This window comes from Micromonospora sp. NPDC005174 (assembly GCF_040608495.1).
Taxonomy (GTDB): domain Bacteria; phylum Actinomycetota; class Actinomycetes; order Mycobacteriales; family Micromonosporaceae; genus Micromonospora.
Genome location: NZ_JBEXIJ010000036.1, coordinates 36,548 through 53,495, shown reverse-complemented (window position 1 = coordinate 53,495; position 16,948 = coordinate 36,548). Strand labels below are relative to the sequence as shown.

13 protein-coding genes are annotated in these 16,948 nt (G+C 72.7%); 6 read left to right on the top strand and 7 right to left on the bottom strand.

Features of this window, described 5'->3' with window-relative positions; translation table 11 throughout:
• The first annotated feature begins 16 nt into the window (after positions 1–16).
• The 3 genes from ABZU91_RS28475 to ABZU91_RS28465 are packed head-to-tail and all read left to right on the top strand — an operon-like array spanning position 17 to position 4,544.
• Positions 17–1,012 carry a MoxR family ATPase gene (locus ABZU91_RS28475; protein ID WP_355246890.1) on the top strand — a complete coding sequence of 332 codons (996 nt, stop codon included), beginning with the start codon at positions 17–19 and terminating at the stop codon, positions 1,010–1,012.
• 14 nt (positions 1,013–1,026) lie between these two features.
• A complete protein-coding gene (locus ABZU91_RS28470; RefSeq protein ID WP_355246887.1) occupies positions 1,027–2,184 on the top strand; it encodes a DUF58 domain-containing protein in 1,158 nt (385 codons plus the stop codon).
• Positions 2,160–4,544 carry a transglutaminaseTgpA domain-containing protein gene (locus ABZU91_RS28465; RefSeq protein WP_355246884.1) on the top strand — a complete coding sequence of 795 codons (2,385 nt, stop codon included), beginning with the start codon at positions 2,160–2,162 and terminating at the stop codon, positions 4,542–4,544. The genes ABZU91_RS28470 and ABZU91_RS28465 overlap by 25 nt, the downstream gene beginning before the upstream one ends.
• A 57-nt stretch (positions 4,545–4,601) precedes the next feature.
• On the opposite strand, the gene ABZU91_RS28460 is transcribed toward ABZU91_RS28465, so the two are convergent.
• From ABZU91_RS28460 to ABZU91_RS28445, 4 genes are all read right to left on the bottom strand, one after another.
• On the bottom strand, positions 4,602–5,111 hold the full coding sequence (locus ABZU91_RS28460) for a hypothetical protein (RefSeq protein WP_355246881.1): 510 nt from the start codon (positions 5,109–5,111) through the stop codon (positions 4,602–4,604).
• Positions 5,108–5,512: a hypothetical protein gene (locus ABZU91_RS28455; protein ID WP_355246878.1), complete on the bottom strand. Its 405-nt coding sequence runs from the start codon at positions 5,510–5,512 to the stop codon at positions 5,108–5,110. Before ABZU91_RS28455 ends, ABZU91_RS28460 begins: the two co-directional genes overlap by 4 nt.
• Before the next feature lie 463 nt (positions 5,513–5,975).
• Positions 5,976–6,767 carry an SDR family oxidoreductase gene (locus ABZU91_RS28450; protein WP_355246875.1) on the bottom strand — a complete coding sequence of 264 codons (792 nt, stop codon included), beginning with the start codon at positions 6,765–6,767 and terminating at the stop codon, positions 5,976–5,978.
• Positions 6,764–7,747 carry an LLM class F420-dependent oxidoreductase gene (locus ABZU91_RS28445; protein WP_355246917.1) on the bottom strand — a complete coding sequence of 328 codons (984 nt, stop codon included), beginning with the start codon at positions 7,745–7,747 and terminating at the stop codon, positions 6,764–6,766. The genes ABZU91_RS28450 and ABZU91_RS28445 overlap by 4 nt, the downstream gene beginning before the upstream one ends.
• A 153-nt stretch (positions 7,748–7,900) precedes the next feature.
• On the opposite strand from ABZU91_RS28445, the gene ABZU91_RS28440 reads away from it, so the two are divergent.
• The gene (locus ABZU91_RS28440) at positions 7,901–9,121 is read left to right on the top strand and encodes a low temperature requirement protein A (protein ID WP_355246871.1); all 1,221 of its coding nucleotides are present in this window, start codon (positions 7,901–7,903) and stop codon (positions 9,119–9,121) included.
• Between the two features lie 39 nt (positions 9,122–9,160).
• Positions 9,161–10,024: a DUF1028 domain-containing protein gene (locus tag ABZU91_RS28435; protein ID WP_355246868.1), complete on the top strand. Its 864-nt coding sequence runs from the start codon at positions 9,161–9,163 to the stop codon at positions 10,022–10,024.
• Positions 10,025–10,043: 19 nt separating this feature from the next.
• Here the strand turns inward: ABZU91_RS28435 and ABZU91_RS28430 are convergent, their stop codons facing one another.
• Both ABZU91_RS28430 and ABZU91_RS28425 read right to left on the bottom strand, forming a co-directional pair.
• The gene (locus tag ABZU91_RS28430) at positions 10,044–10,931 is read right to left on the bottom strand and encodes a phosphatase PAP2 family protein (protein ID WP_355246866.1); all 888 of its coding nucleotides are present in this window, start codon (positions 10,929–10,931) and stop codon (positions 10,044–10,046) included.
• 435 nt (positions 10,932–11,366) lie between these two features.
• Positions 11,367–14,264, bottom strand: a complete 2,898-nt coding sequence (locus tag ABZU91_RS28425) for a glycoside hydrolase family 48 protein (RefSeq protein ID WP_355246914.1) — start codon at positions 14,262–14,264, stop codon at positions 11,367–11,369.
• Positions 14,265–15,110: 846 nt separating this feature from the next.
• Between ABZU91_RS28425 and ABZU91_RS28420 the strand changes: the two genes are divergently transcribed.
• Entirely contained in the window at positions 15,111–16,454 is a 1,344-nt protein-coding gene (locus tag ABZU91_RS28420; RefSeq protein WP_355246863.1) for a GH1 family beta-glucosidase, read from the top strand.
• A 77-nt stretch (positions 16,455–16,531) separates the two neighbouring features.
• Here ABZU91_RS28420 and ABZU91_RS28415 read toward each other — a convergent pair whose 3' ends face one another.
• Positions 16,532–16,945 (bottom strand): roadblock/LC7 domain-containing protein, encoded by a 414-nt coding sequence (locus ABZU91_RS28415; protein ID WP_323178473.1) that lies wholly within the window; start codon positions 16,943–16,945, stop codon positions 16,532–16,534.
• Positions 16,946–16,948: the final 3 nt, after the last annotated feature.

Sequence of the window (16,948 nt, the reverse complement as noted above, 5' to 3'; positions counted from 1 at the left end):
AGGAGCACCGCCGACCGTGAACACCCACGAGCCGCTCACCCAGCCGGAGGTGCAGGGCTTCGCCGCCCTGGCCGCCCGGTTGGCCGAGAACGTCAACGCGGTGGTGCTCGGCAAGCCGCAGGTGGTGCGGCTGGCGCTGACGGCGCTGTTCGCCCAGGGGCACGTGCTGCTGGAGGACGTGCCGGGGGTCGGTAAGACGACCCTGGCGCGGGCCATCGCCGCGACCGTCAAGGGTCAGTGGCGACGTATCCAGTTCACGCCCGACCTGCTGCCCTCGGACGTGTCCGGCGTGACGATCTTCAACCAGGCGAGCAGGGAGTTCGAGTTCCATCCGGGCCCGGTGTTCGCCAACATCGTGATCGCCGACGAGATCAACCGGGCGTCGCCGAAGACCCAGTCGGCGCTGCTGGAGGTGATGGAGGAGCACACCGTCACCGTGGACGGGGTCCGGCATCCGGTGCCGGCGCCGTTCCTCGTGGTCGCGACGCAGAACCCGGTGGAGATGGACGGCACCTACCGGCTGCCCGAGGCGCAGCTCGACCGTTTCCTGGTGAAGCTGTCCGTCGGCTACCCGGACGAGGCGGTCGAGGTGGAGGTGCTGCGCGGGGCGACGGTCCGCTCCCCCGAGGCGCTCGCCCCGATCACCGACACGGCAACCGTCGGGGAGATGGTCCGGATGGCGCGGCGGGTGCACATCGCCGAGCCGCTCTACGCGTACGCGGTCCGGCTGGCCGCCGCGACCCGTACCCATCCGCAGGTACGCGTCGGGGTCAGCCCTCGGGGTGTGATCGCGTTGACGCGGGCGGCGTGTGCGTACGCGCTGATCGACGGGCGGGGCTGGATCATGCCGGAGGACCTGAAGGCGCTCGTCGAACCGGTGTTCGCGCACCGGCTGCTGTTGACCCCGGACGCGCAGGTGCGCGGGGTGACCGCCGCGGAGGTGCTGCGCCAGGCCGTCGCCTCGGTGCCGGTGCCGCTGCCGTCCGGGCAGCCCGCCCCGGTGCAGGGCTGACCGGCGGCAACGCCATGGGGATCACCGCCCGCGGGGTCGGGCTGCTCGTCGCCGCCGCCGTGTTGCTGGGGGCGGGTTTCCACTTCGCGTACCCAGAGTTGACGTTGCTGGGCGCGGCGGCCGGCGCGGCCGTCGGCTACGCGGCGCTGACGGCGGCCTGGCGGCCCCGGCTGGTGGTCGCCCGACGGGCCGATCCGGACCGGGTGGCGCGCGGGGAGCCGGCGAGCATGACGTTGACGGTCCGCAACGCCGGCCGGCTGCGTTCGGCGAACCTGCTGGCCGAGGACCGGTGCGGGAGCCGCGCGGTGCCGGTGCCACTGCTGCGCCTGCGTCCGGGTCGAGACACCGAGGTCCGCTACGACGTGCCGACCGATCGCCGTGGGGTGGTGGCGGTCGGTCCGCTGCGGGTGACCCGGCGCGACCCGCTGGGCCTGGTGGCGCTCGCCCGCCCGTACGGGGAGACGGCCCCGGTCTGGGTGCACCCCCGGATCCACCCGCTGTCGGCGGTGCCGACGGGCGCGGGGCGCAGCCTCGACGGCCGGGTGGACGGTGTGCCGCACGGGTCGATCACGTTCGACTCGCTGCGGGAGTACGTGGTCGGCGACGATCTGCGGCGGGTGCACTGGCGCACGAGCGCCCGCGTCGGTGAGCTGATGGTGCGCGAGAACGTGGACACGAGCCTGCCCCGCCTGATCGTCCTTCTCGACAATCGCGCCGCCGCGCATCCGCACCGCTCCGGCGGGGTGTCGGAGTCGTTCGAGTCGGCGTGCGAGGCGGCGGCGTCGGTCGTGACGGCAGCGCTCCGCGCGGATCTGCCGGTGGTGCTGCTGCTGGTCGGCCCGGAGCACGGGGACGGCCGGGACGGCCCCGCCCTCGGGCCGCTGGACCGGCTCGCCGCCGCCGAGTTGTCCGACGAGGACGACGCGTTGCGCGGGGTCACCACCCGGCTGCGCCAGGACCGGCTCGGCGACACGTTGATCTTCCTGACCGGCCCCGGTGGGCGGGACGGGTTGGGGCACGTGGGCGCGCTGCGTGGCGCGTACCCGTCGGTGGTGGTCGGGGTGTTCGGCGCGACCGACCCGACTCCGGCGGGCACGGCGGGCCTGGTGGTGGTCGACGCGGCGGACGGCGCGCAGTTCGCCGCCGAGTGGGACGGGGTACGCCGGTGGTGACGGGCCTCGCGCCGCAGCAGGAGACGGCGGCCCCGCGACCGCCGGCGGCGGGCGGCCCGAGCGCCGCCGGGCGGGTGGTACGCGCGTTGCGGGCGGCCGTCGTGCCGCTGACGCTCGTCGTGCTCACCGCGCTCGCCGGGGTGGTGCTCGGCCGGGTGTACGCGGGCGACCTGCTGACCCGGCTGGTGATCGGCGCGGCGGTGGGCTCGGTGCTGGTCAGCGTGGCTGCCCGACGGCTGCCGTCGTGGCTGGTGGCGCCGGTGTCGATGGCGGCGCTGGCCGGTTGGGCACTGTGGTCTCTGCGCCTGGCCGCCGCCCGCGCCGACCTGCCGGGCAGCCTGCTGGAGGTGAGCGCGGACGCGGCGCGCAACGGCATTCCCCGCCTGCTCACCGCGATGATCCCGGTGGAGCCCACGCCGGACACGGTGCTGGTGCCGGTGGTGGCGGCCTGGCTTGCCGGTCTGGCCGGGGCGGAGGTCGCGTTGCGCACCGGCCGGGTGCTGCTCGGCTACCTGCCGGCGGCGGGGCTGTACGCGGCGGCCCTCTACGTGGTCGGCCCGAACGCCGAACCGGCGATCGGGGCGACGGTGGCGTTCGTCGCGGTAGCGGCGGTCGGGCTGGCCGCTTCGACCGGCGGGTCACCGACCGGCGGCGATCCGGCGGCCGGCCTGGCCCCCGGGGTACGCGCGGCGGTGCACCTCCGGCTGGCGGTGTCGGCGGCGCTCGGCGTCGCCCTGGTGATCGGTCTGGTCGCGCTGCTCGGTCCGGTGGTCGCCGACCAGGTCGACGGACGGCCGGTCGACCCGCGCCGGTACGTGGAGCCGCCGCAGGTGCAGACTCTCGACGAGAACCCGTTGATCCGGATCTCCGGGTGGACGCTGCACCCGGAGCAGAAGCTCCTCGACGTGGACACGGAGGGCGCCGCCCCACCGGCCGAGGGCACGGACGCGGCCCACGGTCCGCGGATCCGGCTGGCGGTGCTCAGTGACTACGACGGGATCACCTGGCGGGTCGGCGCGACGTACCGCAACGCGGGGCGGATCCTGCCGGCCAGCGAGCCGGCCCGGGACAGCACGGTGGACACCGTCCGGCAGCAGATCACCGTGGCGGAGCTGACCGGGCGGCTGCTGCCGGCCGTGGCGACGCCCCGTGAGGTCAGCGGCGCGCGGGTGGCGTACGACCCGGCGACGGGGACGCTGATCCGGCCGGAGGGGCTGACGCCGGGGCTGCGGTACGAGGTGACGTCGGTCCGTGAGCGCCCCTCCAACAACCTGCTGGCCACCGCGAACGTGCCCGCCGGCGAGGAGGTGGCCCGGGTGCTGCGGGTCGCCGACGGGGTGCCGGACCCGATGCGCCGGCTGGCGACCCAGCTCGCCGAGGAGAACGGCGCCCCGTACGCGCGGGCGGCGGCGATCGAGCAGTTCCTGTCCGAGCACTACCGGGTGGTGGCCGACGCGCCGAGCGGGCACGCGTACCCGAATCTGGCTTTCTTCCTCTTCGGCCCGCGCAACGGTGGCGGGCAGCGGGGTACGTCGGAGCAGTTCGCGGCGGCGTTCGCGGTGCTCGGCCGACTCTCCGGGCTGCCGACGCGGGTGGTGGTCGGCTTTGAGTCCGGTGGTCAGGGGCCGGTGCGAGCCGGTGACGCGTACGCCTGGCCGGAGGTGCTGTTCGACGGGCTGGGTTGGGTGGCGTTCGAGCCGTTGCCCCGCCCGGAGAACGAGCCACGGCCGGTGGAGGAGGACTTCCGCCCGACACCTGACGACCCACCGCCGTCGGAGGTGCCGGCGCCCACCCTGGAGCCGACCGCGTCGCCGGAGCCGGTGGCCGCTCCCGACGGGCCGCCCGCGCCCGGTGGCGTGTCCACGCCGGTGCTGGTGGCGGGCGGCAGCGGGTCTCTGCTGCTGGTCGTGGGGGCGCTGCTGCTCACCCTGCTGGCGATGCGCCGCTCGCTGACCCGCGACCGGCTGGTGCGGGGTGACCCCGGCCAGCGCATAGCGGGCGCCTGGCGGGAGGTGACCGACGCGTTGCGGTTGGCAGGCCGCCCGGCCGGCGACGACCTGGCGGCGACCGAGGTGGCCGGGCGGGCCCGACAGGCCCTCGTGGACGCCCGGAACCGGCGCACGGACGGTTCGCGGCCCGACACGGAGGCGGCGACCGATCCCGCTGTCGACGAGCTGGCGACGCTGCTCAACCAGGTGGGTTTCGCCCCCGGCACCGCGACGGACGACCAGGCGGCCCGTGCCGCCGAGGTGGCCACCGTCTACGTGACGACGTTGCGGTCGGCCCGCCCCTGGTGGCATCGCCTGCTCTGGTCCGTGCACCCCGCTCCCCTGCGTCGCGCCCGCCGTTCGCAGAGGTGAGCAGGCGTTCGTCCATCCCCCTCGCGGGGGTGGCGCCGGCGGTGGTGCGGCTCCGCGTCACCCGGAGCGCCGCCGGAGGGCGGCGACGCGGCGGGCGTGGTCGACGGCCACGGCGATGACGAGCGGGCCCCAGGCGGCCATCGGCGCGTAGTACCGCAGCACCTCCCAGGTTGGCGTGGGATGGGCCGGTTCGTCGCGGCCGATCCCCACCCAGCCGCGCTGCACGACGTGGAATCTGCTGTTGAGCAGGAGGTACACGCAGATGGCGACGAGCGCCGAACCGCCGATCAGCGCGACGAGCACGACCGGGCGCGCGGGGATCGGGCGGCCTCCGAGTCGCGGCACCCAGTGCGGCAGCCGTCGTCCCCAGTCGTGCACCAGGCCGAGCGTCGACAGCGCCAGCCCCATCGAGAGGACGGACAGGAGGATCATGTACCACCCGGTGGCCGCGTCTTCGGTGACCAGCAGGGTCAGCCGCCAGACCGCGGACGGCAGGACACAGAGGGGTACGGCGTAGGCGGCCCAGACCGCCCACCGTGGCGGGTCGGCGGGCGAGGTGCGGTTCATGGGCGTGCTCCGATCGTGAACGGCCCGGGCCCCTGCGGCGCCGGCGGTGGGGTCTTCTCCGTGCCCGGCCGGGTGGCGAGCGCGTAGCCGATGGTGGTGACGGCCAGCGCCACCCCCCAGCCGAGGAACACCAGCAGGGTGGCGGTCGTGGCCCACCCCTCGCGTACGTCCGGCCACCGCACCTCACCGCTGCGAAGTTGGCCGAGGAACACGGCGACGCTCAGCACGCCGTACGTGACGAGCGTGAGCGCCGCGATCCCGGCCGGGACCACCGCGAGCAGCCGGGGAACCGCTCGGCCACGCAGCCCCGGCACCCAGCGCGGGAACTGCTGGCCCCGCCGCTGTGCCAGCCCGAGGACGAGCAGGCCGGCGAGGCACCTCGAAGAGCAGATGCAACGCAAACGCGAGGATGGCGAGCAGCGCCGCCGCGACCCAGGTGACGGTGGACGCGGCGCGGCCAGGGGCCCGGATCGCGGCCAGCACGATCACCGCGAGCACGACTCCGGCGGCGACGGCTCCCCAACCCGCCCAGAACGGCAGTGTCCGCACCTGGTCCGCGCCGCATCCGCCGGACGGATCGACGAGTTGGGTGCGGTCGCAGGCGGTGTACGCCCACCGGCCGCCCGCGATCCAGGACAGCCGCAACGCCGCCTCGGTGAGGACGAAGACGACGCAGGCGACGGCCCACCGACTCGCGGCGGACGAGGTAACACGACCAGAACCTGTCACGGATTCATGGTCTGCGCGGCCGTGCCTGCTTCTCCTCCCCGACCCAAGGGAACGCGCTCCCGCAGCAGGGGGATCGCCCCCGGCCTTCGCCGTCGCGGCCGATCGACTGTCTAGGACGACATCGTCGGTGCTCGCTCAGCTCGTCAGGCGGCGGACCAGTTTGCGCATGCCAGCCTGCCAGCCGTCCGGGTCCTCGGCGCGGCGGCGGGCGTAGTCGGCGACCTCGGGGTGCGGCAGGATCAGGAACCGCTCCTCGGCCAGCCCGGCGATGGTCGCGTCGGCCACCTGGTCCGGGGTGAGCACGGCACCGGACGCGGTGATCACCCGAGCGCCCAGGTGCCCCTCGGCGATACCGTCGGCGAGCATCGGGGTGTCCACCCCCTGCGGGCAGAGGGCGCTGATCCGGATGCCCCGGTCCCGGTAGGTGACGGCCAGCCACTCGGCGAAACCCACCGAGGCGTGCTTGGTGGCGGTGTACGCGGCGTCGCCCACCGCGGTCAGCACCCCAGCCGCGGAGCAGGTGTGCAGCAGGTGGCCGCCGCCGCGGACGAGCATGCCGGGCAGCACCGCACGGGCCGAGTAGACGTGGGCGAGCACGTTGACCCGCCACGCCCGGTCCCAGGCCGCGTCGTCGACCTCCACTCCCCCGCCGGTGGTGACCCCGGCGTTGGCGCAGAACAGGTCGATACGGCCGAAGCGGCGTTCGGTGTCGTCGACGAGCGACCGGACCTGGGCCTCGTCGGTGACGTCGAGCGCGGCGGCGTGCGCCACCGGGCCGATGCCCTCGGCCACGGCGTGCGCGGCGTCGGCGTCCAGGTCGGCGACGACCACGGCGGCCGCGCCCTCGGCGGAGAAGCGGCGCGACAGGGCCGCCCCGATACCACCGGCGCCCCCGGTGACCACCACGATCCGGTCGGTCAGATTCACGCGGACACTCCCACCGGCTCGGTGCCCAACTGGGCGATGAGAGTCGTCAGCGCGGCCACGCCGCCGGCGGTCACCTCCGGGGTGGGCAGCAGCGCGAGGATCGGCACGTCCACGCCCGCCTCGGCGTAGCGGCGCACCTGGGCACGGCACCGCTCGGGTGAGCCGTGCAGCACCAGCGCGTCGACCACCTCGTCCGGCACCGCCGCGCCCGCGCCGCGCCGGTCGCCGGCCGCCCACGCCTCCCACATCGGGGCGAGCGCCTCGCCCCGGCCGAGCCAGCGATGGAACTCGGCGTACGCCGGGACGGTCAGGTAGCTGGTGATCAGCCGGCGGCCGAGCGTACGGGCGTACGCGGCGTCCTCGGTGGGGCAGACGAAGATCCGTGCGGCGACCTCGAAGCCGGGGCGTCGCTCACCCAGCTCGGCGAGGGTCTGCGGCACGTCGTCGGCGCTGAGCCAGTTGAGGATGACGCCGTCGGCCTCGGCGCCGGCCAGTCGGATCATCCCGGGGCGCAGCGCGGCGAGCAGGATCGGCGGCGGAACAGTCGGTGGGCGTTCGAGGGTGAACCGACGCACCGTGAAGGTGTCGTAGACCTCGTCCACCGTCTCGCCGCGCAGCGCGGCCCGCAGGAAACGCAGCACGTCGCGGGTACGCCGGAACGGCTCGTCGAACCGCAGAGCGTTCCAGTCCCGCACGAGCACCGGCGAGGACGCGCCGATGCCGAGCGCGAACCGGCCCGGGGCCGCCTCGGCCAGCGCTGCCGCGCTCATCGCGAGCAGACCCGGGCCGCGGGTGAAGACCGGAGTGATCGCGGTGCCCAGCCGTAGCTGCGGCTGCCACGCCGCGGCGAGGGCCAGCGGGGTGAACGCGTCGGTCCCGGCGACCTCGGACGACCACACGTCGGTGAACCCTGCGCCAGCGAGCGTCGCGTAGATCGCCTGGTGGTCGGCCAGTGGGACTCCACCCATCGGCACCGTCATGCCCCATCGATTCGTCACTGATCGATCGTGCCCGTTGACGGTACCCATGAGCAAGATCCCCTTAGTGGGTGTAATCGCCGGTTGGCCGCGCGGCCGTCGGCGGAGGTGTTACCACTGCGAGGTGGACCGGAGCACCGGCGCAGGCCGCTGACCATGGGTTCCAGGGCGGCAGGACACCTGGAGCCGGTCCCGGCGGCGGCCGCGCCCGGTCGGGCGACGTTCCTGGAACTCTTCTTCGACCTGGTGTACGTCTTCGCGCTCACCCGCATCTCCGCCCGGGCGTTCGAGGATCTGAGCAGGGAGCCGGCCCGCGACCACGCCGCTGCGGCGATCACCGGCAGCGGCAAGACGCTGCTGTTGCTGCTGGCGCTCTGGTCGGTCTGGCAGGGCACCGCGTGGACGACCAGTCGCTACGACCCGTACCGTGCGCCGCTACAGATCGTCGTGTTGACCGCGCTCGTGAGCAGCATGGTGATGGGGGTGGCGATCCCCCGGGCGTTCAGCGAGACGTCGCTCATGTTCGCCACGGCGTACGTGATCGCGCAGGTGACTCGGCCGGTGATCCTGTCGATCGCGCTGGGGCCGCATCCGTACCGCCGGCTCAAGGTGCGGATGGCGGTGGTGTTCGCCGTCACGGGGGTGCTGTGGATCGGCGGGGCGCTGCTGCCCACCAACGAGCAGGTGGTGCTGTGGGCCGTGGCGCTGCTCGTCGAGTATCTGGCCGCACGGTTCGGCTGGCCGGTGCCGGGTCTGGGCCGTTCCACGGTCTCCAAGTGGGAGATCGCCGGGGAGCACCTGGCGGAGCGGTACCAGCAGTTCTTCCTCGTGGCGCTCGGCGAGACGATCCTGGTGGCCGGTTTCGCGTACAGCAAGGGCCCGTACGGCTCCGGACACATGTGGGCGTTCGCGTTCGCGGTGGCCACGTCGATCATGCTGTGGCGGATCTACGTGCAACGCGCCGGGCAGATCCTGGCCGAGGCGGTGAAGATGGCCCGCCACCCGGCCAACATCGGGCGCTCGGCGGCCGACACCCACCTGATCATGGTGATCGGTCTGGCCGCGACGGCGGTCGGCTACGAGTTGGTCATCGAGCATCCGCTCGGTCACGCCCCGGCGCCGTGGGTGGTCATGGTGCTCGGCGGGCCCGCGCTGTTCCTGGCCGGCCGGGCCCGCTTCGAGTACGAGGTCTTCGGCCGGGTCTCGCCGTCGCGGTGGATCGCCATCGGAGTGCTCGCGGCGGCGGCCGTACCGCTGCTGTTCCTACCGGGCCTGGTCGCCACGGTCGCCGGGACGATCGTGCTGGGCGGCGTCGCGGTCGCGGACGCCCGCCGGGCGCGCGGCGCGCCGCCCGAGGCCGCCGCGACGCCCTTCTGAGCCATCGGCGTACGCGTCGAGGCCGGCTAGTCTCGGCCCGTGACCTTCTCCCTCGTCGCCCGCTCCGCCGACGGCCGCCGCCACGGTGTCGCCGTGGCCAGCAAGTTCCTCGCCGCCGGAGCGCTGGTGCCGGCCGCGGAGGCCGAGGTCGGGGCGCTGGCCACCCAGGCGCACGTCAACCTCGCCTACCGCCCGCAGGGGCTCACGCTGCTGCGTACCGGGGTGGCCGCCGCCGAGGTGGTGGCCGGCCTGGTCGCCGCCGACCCGCAGCGGCAGCACCGACAGCTCGGCGTGGTGGGCTCCGATGGCCCGGGCGCGAGCTGGACCGGCCCCGCCTGCCACCCGTGGGCCGGCGGGCGCACCGGCGACGGCTGGGCCGCGCAGGGCAACATTCTGACCGGCCCGGAGGTGGTCGACGCGATGGGCGAGGCGTGGCTGGCCTCGTCGACGCTGCCGTTCGCCCAGCGACTGGTCGCCGCGCTGCGCGCCGGTGACGAGGCCGGCGGGGACCGGCGCGGTCGGCAGAGCGCCGGCCTGCTGGTGGTCGAGCGCGGCGGCGGATACGGCGGCACCAGCGACGTCCTGGTCGACCTGCGGGTGGACGACCATTGCGATCCGGTCGCCGAACTCGGTCGGCTGCTGGCCGTGCACACGATGCTGTTCAGTCGGCCCGACCCGGCGACGCTGCTCGACCTGAGCGGAGCGGTCGCCGACGAGGTGGCGGCGCTGCTCACCGCTCTGGGTCACCCGGTGGACCACACCGGGCCGAAGGCGGCGCTGGTCTCCTGGGCGGGGCTGGAGAACCTGGAGGAGCGCCTCGTGCCGGGGCGGATCGATCCGGTCGTGCTCAGCCACCTGCGGGGCGTCGCCCCACACGTGCCCGCTCCCCGCCAGGGCGCCTGATCACCGGACGCCCGCCGGGTCAGCCCTTCACCCGGGGAACCAGCCGGTGCACGACGATCAGCGCCAGCGCCATCACCACCGACATCGTCCCGGCGATGCCGGCGGCGCTGCCCGCGTACGCGATGAACAACGGTCGGCGGGCCAACTCCTGCGGGCCGATCGTGCGCAGGTCCACCAGCCAGGACAGCGCCACGCCGGAGGCGACCAGGGCGAGCACGCCGACCACGCCGAGCACGACGGCGGCGAGGCGGTGCGCGTCGCCCGGCTCGATCTGGGCCTGTTCCCGTTGGGTGATCAGCAGGAGCAGCCCGGCCAGCGCCGCCCAGACACCCACCACCAGGTAGGCGGCGACCGCGTCGCTGGGACGGTGCCAACCGGCGGAGAGGGTGGCCACCCCGGCGACGGCGGCGTAGAACGCGCCGACGAAGGCACCGACGGCTCGCACCTTGCGCGGCAGGACGAACATCAGCGCCACCGCCACCGACGCGGCGACAGCGGTGTGACCACTGGGGAGGCTGTTGCCCAGGGCGGTGCGTTCCGGGTCGACGCCGAAGTCGGGTCGGCTCAACCCGTACTTGAGCAGTTGGGTGGAGAGGTTGGCTCCGGCGATCAGCAGGGTCGCGGTGACCGCCAGGGCGATCCGCCCCCGGATGAGCGCGATGAAGCCGATCGTCGCCGTGGCGGCGAGCAGCGACACCACCGACATCGCGTTGAGGATCCGGTCCACCGGCCCGTCGATGCGGTCGTGACCGATCTGGTTGCCGGTGAGGGCGACCGTGTCGACCCACTGACCGGTCCCGGTGTGCACGGCAACCCGCCAGACGGCAAGGAAGGCGGCCGCCTGGACGAGGGCCAGTACGACCAACCAGACCGCGGTCCAACCCCGTGCCGTCGCGCGCATCCGCACACCGTAGCGGCCATGCCGGACCGGTCGATCGGTGGCCCACCGGCTCCCGCCGGTTAGGTCCTTGCCACCGGGTCACCCGGGGCTGCGCCACCCGATCGGGCCGGGCGCCGGGCCCGACGAGACGGCCGGACGGGAACGCCGACGGGCATAAAAGTGGAGAGGCCGCCACGGGGGGAGCGGCCTCTCCGGTGACGTACGTTACTCCGTCATCCTCATTGTTGTGATCCCGCGACAGCCGGAATTTCTGGGCTTTTTCGCGGCAGTCTTCAGTCCGGGCGGTGGGGTGGGCCGGTCGACCCGCTGCGTTGGCCAGATGACCGGCCCACCCCGGCCTGACCGTGGGTGTCAGGCCGTCCGCCGGCCGGGTCCCGTCGTTCCCCCGGACCCGGCCGAACCCCGGGATGGGCGGGGCACTCCACCCATCCCGGGTCGCTGTCAGCCGTTCGGGAACAGGCTCCCGTAGTCGGCGTAAGCCATGGCCACATCGGCCTGGGCCCAGAAGCGGTGGTAGTTGAACGTGGGCTCCGGGCCACCGTTCAGGTACGCCTGCACCTTGGGCCAGTCCGGGTCGTTCTTGTAGAACGACCGGATGTCCAGGAAGCTCTTCCCGGCGGCGATGGCGTCGCCGTTGGGCATCTTCCCGGTCCAGCCCGGCGGTACGTAGAGGCCCTGACCGCTGGAGGCGTCGTAGACGTCGTCGAAGCGCTTGTAGTCGCCACGCGTCTCGGTGGTGGAGACACCCTTCGAGTCACTGGCCGCGTCCAGCGCGTCCAGCAGACCCTTGGCGGTGGTCTTCGCCGCCGCGTTGCCCGACTTGGCCGCGTACGCGATCAGGATCCGGGCGTAGGAGGCGGCGACGCCGACGTCCTGGCCCTTGCTGATCACCTCGACGTGCAGGTTGGTGTTGGGCTGCGGGCTGCTCGGGTTCCAGGTGGTCGGCTGGCCGGTCCACTTCATGTCCGACGGGATCGACCAGTTGGTGCCGATCGTGGTGTTGGCGATGGCCCACGGCACCCACTTGTCCAGCAGCGCCTTGGCCTTCGTGTTGCCGGTCTGCAGGTACAGCTCGGCGATCCGCTGCATCGACCACGCCTGCATGCCGAACCACTGGTTCGACGGCGGGTCGTTGTAGACCGGGTCGACGTCGTAGAACATGCCGTAGAAGGTGCTCGTGCCCGACGGCGGCTGGGCGTAGCTGCCGTCCCAGCTGTTCGTCGCGCCACCGGCGATGCCGCCCTCGGACGACTGGAGCCAGGTGTAGAACTCGAGCTGCCGGTCGAAGCTCTTGGTCCAGTCGGAGACCGCGGTCGACGACTGGGGCTTGAGCTCCGGCGTGTTGGTCAGCGCCCAGGCCGCGAACGGGTTCTGGTAGCCGAAGTGGTTGTGGCTGGAGCCGATGCGCCAGGACCAGTTCTGGCTGGTGTCGTACGCGCCACCCCAGGCGTAGTACCAGGACAGCAGGTAGTGCGCCGAGTCCTTGCCGCTGCCGGCGGGGCAGGTGCTGGCCCCGACGCAGTTGCCGATCTTCTTGAAGTACTTGTCGAACATCGCGTACCGCAGGTAGTCGCCCATCTTGGCGGCCTTGGCCACGGTGGCGGCGACGTCGGCCTGCTTGCCCTGCGCCTTGGCCCAGGTCAGCGCCCAGTACGCGGCCTGCACCGCACGGGCGTCGGCGTCCGGCGCGTTGGTGTACTTCCACTGCTTGGCGGGAGCGCCGGTGTCCTTGACGAACAGGTCGAGGTAGCCGTACTGACCGCCGTGCTTGAAGGTGTCACAGGACGGCTGCGGGATGGTCTCCCACACCGACTCCTGGGTGCCCCGCTGGAAGGTGTTGATGTAGGCCGGCTTGGTGGTGCCGTCGCCGCAGCGACCGAAGCCGTACGTGTTGTCGACGTCCATCAGCCAGTGCATGCCATAGATGTCGCCGGTGCCGTAGGTGGACTGCAGCTCCGAGCGCAGCGGGTCCTGCCCGACCGAGATGTTCGGGTTCAGGGCCGAGGGGTACTGGCTGGGCAGGTTGTACTCCGCGGCGTACTGCGGGGTGCCGGCGGAGCCCGCCGTTGGCTGGTCGGCGTGCGACGGGATGATGTACTTCTCCATCACCGTCCAGGCGTTGTTGAACGGCGCCCAGTTCTGGGTGACGCGGCCGTACTGGGCCTCGAGCCAGATCCAGAAGCTGAACGCTTCCGAGGTGGTCTCGTGACCGTGGTCGGGCGCCTCGACGATCAGCGTCTCCACCGAGTGGTACGGCACGCCCTCGGGGCTGAAGTAACCCGAGTTCTTGATCTTGCCGTACTGGTCGAGGAACTTCTTGATGTAGGCGTTGTCGCCGCCGGGGGTGTCGTTGTCGATCTCGGTGGCGGCGACCGCCAGCGAGGCGAGCCCGGTGGCCGACGCGGTGATGGTGGCGCTACCGCCGACGGTGTCGGTGTCCTCCGCCGCGGCGACCGTGACGGTGACCCCGGTGTTCCAGTTGGTGGGCGTCAGCGTGACGGTGCTCGGCGAGACCGTGACGTCGCTGTCCCCACTGGGGGTGAGGGTGACCGGCACGCTTGTCGTCGGCGCGGCACTGAGCTTGAGGTTGAAGGTGGAGGTGCCACCCTCGTTGACGCTCACCGCGGACGGCGTGGCGATCAGGGTCGGACCGCTGGCGGCGCCGACGGTGAACGACTTCTCGGCGACCCCGATGCCGTTCGCGTTGTCGTAGGCCTTGGCCTGCACCGTGTAGCTGCCAGCCGGCAGGTCCTCCTGCGTGTAGGAGTACGGCGCGGTGGTGTCGGTGTTGATGAGCAGGCCGTTGCGGTAGAACTCGACCTTGCTGATCGTCCCGTCCGGGTCACTGGCGGTCGCGGTCAGCGGCACGTCCGCGGGCGCGGTGAACGGCCCGGAGGGCAGGCTGAGCGAGACGGTCGGCGGCTGGTTGGCCGGGGTGCCGTTGCAGGGGGTGCCGTTCAGGGTGAACGAGGTGGGCTTCGGGTTGCTCCCCGTGTGGGAGCCGTTGAAGCCGATGGTGGTGGAGGCCCCGGTGCCGAGGTTGCCGTTGTACGACTCGTTGGTCGCGGTGACCTCGCTGCCGGACTGGCTGAACCGGGCCGACCAGCCCTGGGTCACCCGCTGGCCGCTGTTCGGGAAGGTCCACTTGAGCGTCCAGTTGCTGATCGGGTCGCCCAGGTTCTTGATGGTCACGTTGGCCGTGAAGCCGGTGTTCCAGTCGTTGGTCGCGTAGACCACGTCGCAGGCCGGTGCGGCCTGCGCGGCGCCAGCGGGCAGGGTCACCCCGCCGACGGCGAGCGCGGCGGCGGCGAGGATCGCCACTCGACGGCGTCGTGCCAGATGTCTCATGTGCGCGGTGTCTCCTCGGACCAGGCCGGGTTGTTCCCGGCGAGGCGCCTGCCCACAGGTGGTGGTACGCGGGGATTCGAGGCGCCGGGAAGGTGGTAGCCCCGGGCCCGGCCGGGGGTGCGATGCGGTCCGTGCGGGAGGGGGTCCCGCCGGCCGCTATTCGGGTGCCGTGACCGGAAGTCGTGCTGCCGGCTGCCCTCGGCGGTCCCGCGACCACGCGATCTGGCTCCTGTCGCGTGGAATCGACAGTCTGCCATGGAAGCGCTCCCACAACAAGCGGGGAGGGGGCAGGATCCGCCAGTTGTTTCGATCTCGTTTTGGGTCTTTCACAAAGGCGTGACGGGCGTTACAGTCGCAACATCGGTCGATGGGAGCGCTTCCATCGACAAAGGTTCCAACTGGAAGATCGCCGGGACCGTCCTCGTGGCGGACCCGGGGAACCATCCGAAGGCCGACGGCGGGCCAGCCCGGACGCCGCCGTCAGCCATCATCCCGCCACAGGGAGGGAGGTGGAACCAGAGCCACTCGCGTGGCCCGGCTCCCGCGCGACACGCACGGCAGGACCCAATTCCGCCCGTGTGTGTGCAGTTACGGTGGGGACGGGGGTTGCCCTCCCCCGTCCCCACACTAAACCCCCGTACACGATGGGAAAAGAGGCCGACGGGACAGGCGCGATGCGCCGCCCGGTCGGCCTCGTTCGCTGTCCGGGGCCCTCATCCGCCTCGACCCGCCAACGTCGGCCGCCGTGACGGCCGGCTGACCGGGTCGGGCGCTCCTGGCCTATCCTGGGAGCGCTCCCGAATCTCGGCGGTGGCCCCGTATCCACGAGGAGAATCCATGTCGATACCTACCGGGCCCGCCGGCCCGCTGCGCTTCCCCCGCGACTTCGGTTGGGGCGCGGCCACCTCCGCCTACCAGATCGAGGGCGCCGCGAAGGAGGACGGCCGCGGCGAGTCGGTCTGGGACACCTTCAGTCGCCTCCCCGGACGTACCCGCAACGGTGACACCGGCGACGTGGCCGCCGACCACTACCACCGGTACGCCGAAGACCTCGACCTGATGCGTGACCTGGGTCTGCGCAGCTACCGCTTCTCGATCTCCTGGCCCCGCATCCAACCCGACGGCAGCGGCCAGCCCAACCAGCGCGGGCTCGACTTCTACCGGCGACTCCTCGACGGCCTGCACGAGCGCGGCATCGCCCCGATGGCGACACTGTTCCACTGGGACCTGCCGCAGGCGTTGCAGGACGCCGGCGGTTGGGAGTCCCGCGACACCGCCCACCGCTTCGCCGACTACGCCGACGCCGTCTTCACGGCCCTCGGCGACCGGGTACCGGTCTGGCTCACCATCAACGAGCCCAAGACCGTCGTGCAGAACGGTTACCTCATGGGTCACCACGCCCCCGGCCGGAAGGACCCGGACGCCGCCTACCTCGTCGCCCACCACCTGCAGCTCGCCCACGGCCTCGCGGTGCGCGCGCTCCGCGCCTCGGACAGCACCGCACGGATCGGCCCCGCGCTCAACCTGCACCCCTGCTACCCCACCGACGACTCCGCCGAGGCCGCCGCCGCCGCACTCCTCTACGACGGCTACGAGAACCGGCTCTACCTCGACTCGCTGCTCAAGGGCAGCTACCCGCAGGACGTCCTGGCCGACCTGGGTCCGCAGAGCCGGATGGTCCGCGGCATCCGCGACGGCGACCTGGCGGTGATCTCGTCGCCGATCGACCTGCTGGCGGTGCAGTACTACACCCCGATCTACGTCGCCGCCGACGGCAGCACCGAACACCGCTGGCCCACCTCCGAGGCCGGCTGGCAGCAGATCTACCCCGACGGGATGTACGACATCCTGACCCGGGTCACCCGCGACTACGGCCCGATCCCGCTCACCGTGACCGAGAACGGTCTGCCCACCCCCGACACCCTGGCCGCGGACGACACCGTCGACGACAGCGGCCGGATCACCTTCCTGCGCGACCACCTGGCCGCCGCGCACCGCGCCATCGCTGACGGGGTGCCGCTGGAGAGCTTCCATGTCTGGTCGATGCTCGACAACTTCGAGTGGGACGAGGGATACGAGCAGCGCTGGGGCCTGGTCTACGTGGACTACGTGACCCAGCGGCGCGTCCTCAAGCGCAGCGCCCACTGGTACCGCTCCGTCATCGCCGAGGGCGGCTTCTGAACGGGCCGCCCGGACGGCCGGGCCCGGACGGCTCGGCTCGGGTGAGCCGGTGACCGTCCGGGTCACGGCCGGAAGACTCAGCGGGGCAGCGCCTGCTGCAACTCCGCCCGCAGCGCAGGGGTGAGCATCTCCCCCGCCTGCTTCGCCAACCGCGCCATCTCGTAGCCCACCACGCCGATGTCGGCGTCTCCGGCCGCGAGCGTGGCCAGGATCGACCCGTCGCGCACCTGCATCACGAGGAAGTAGCCCCGGCCCATCTCGACCACCGTCTGCTTGACGATGTCGCCGTCGAACATCTGCGCCGCGCCCGCCGTGATGCTCATCAGCCCGGACGTCACCGCGGCGAGCTTGTCCGCGTGGTCGCGGGGCAGATGGTCGGAGATCGCCACCAGCAGTCCGTCGGAGGAGACCACCACCGCGTGCGCCACGCCCGGCACACGATCCGCGAAGGCGCTCACCAGCCAGCTCAGGTCACGTGCCTCCTGGCTCAACGT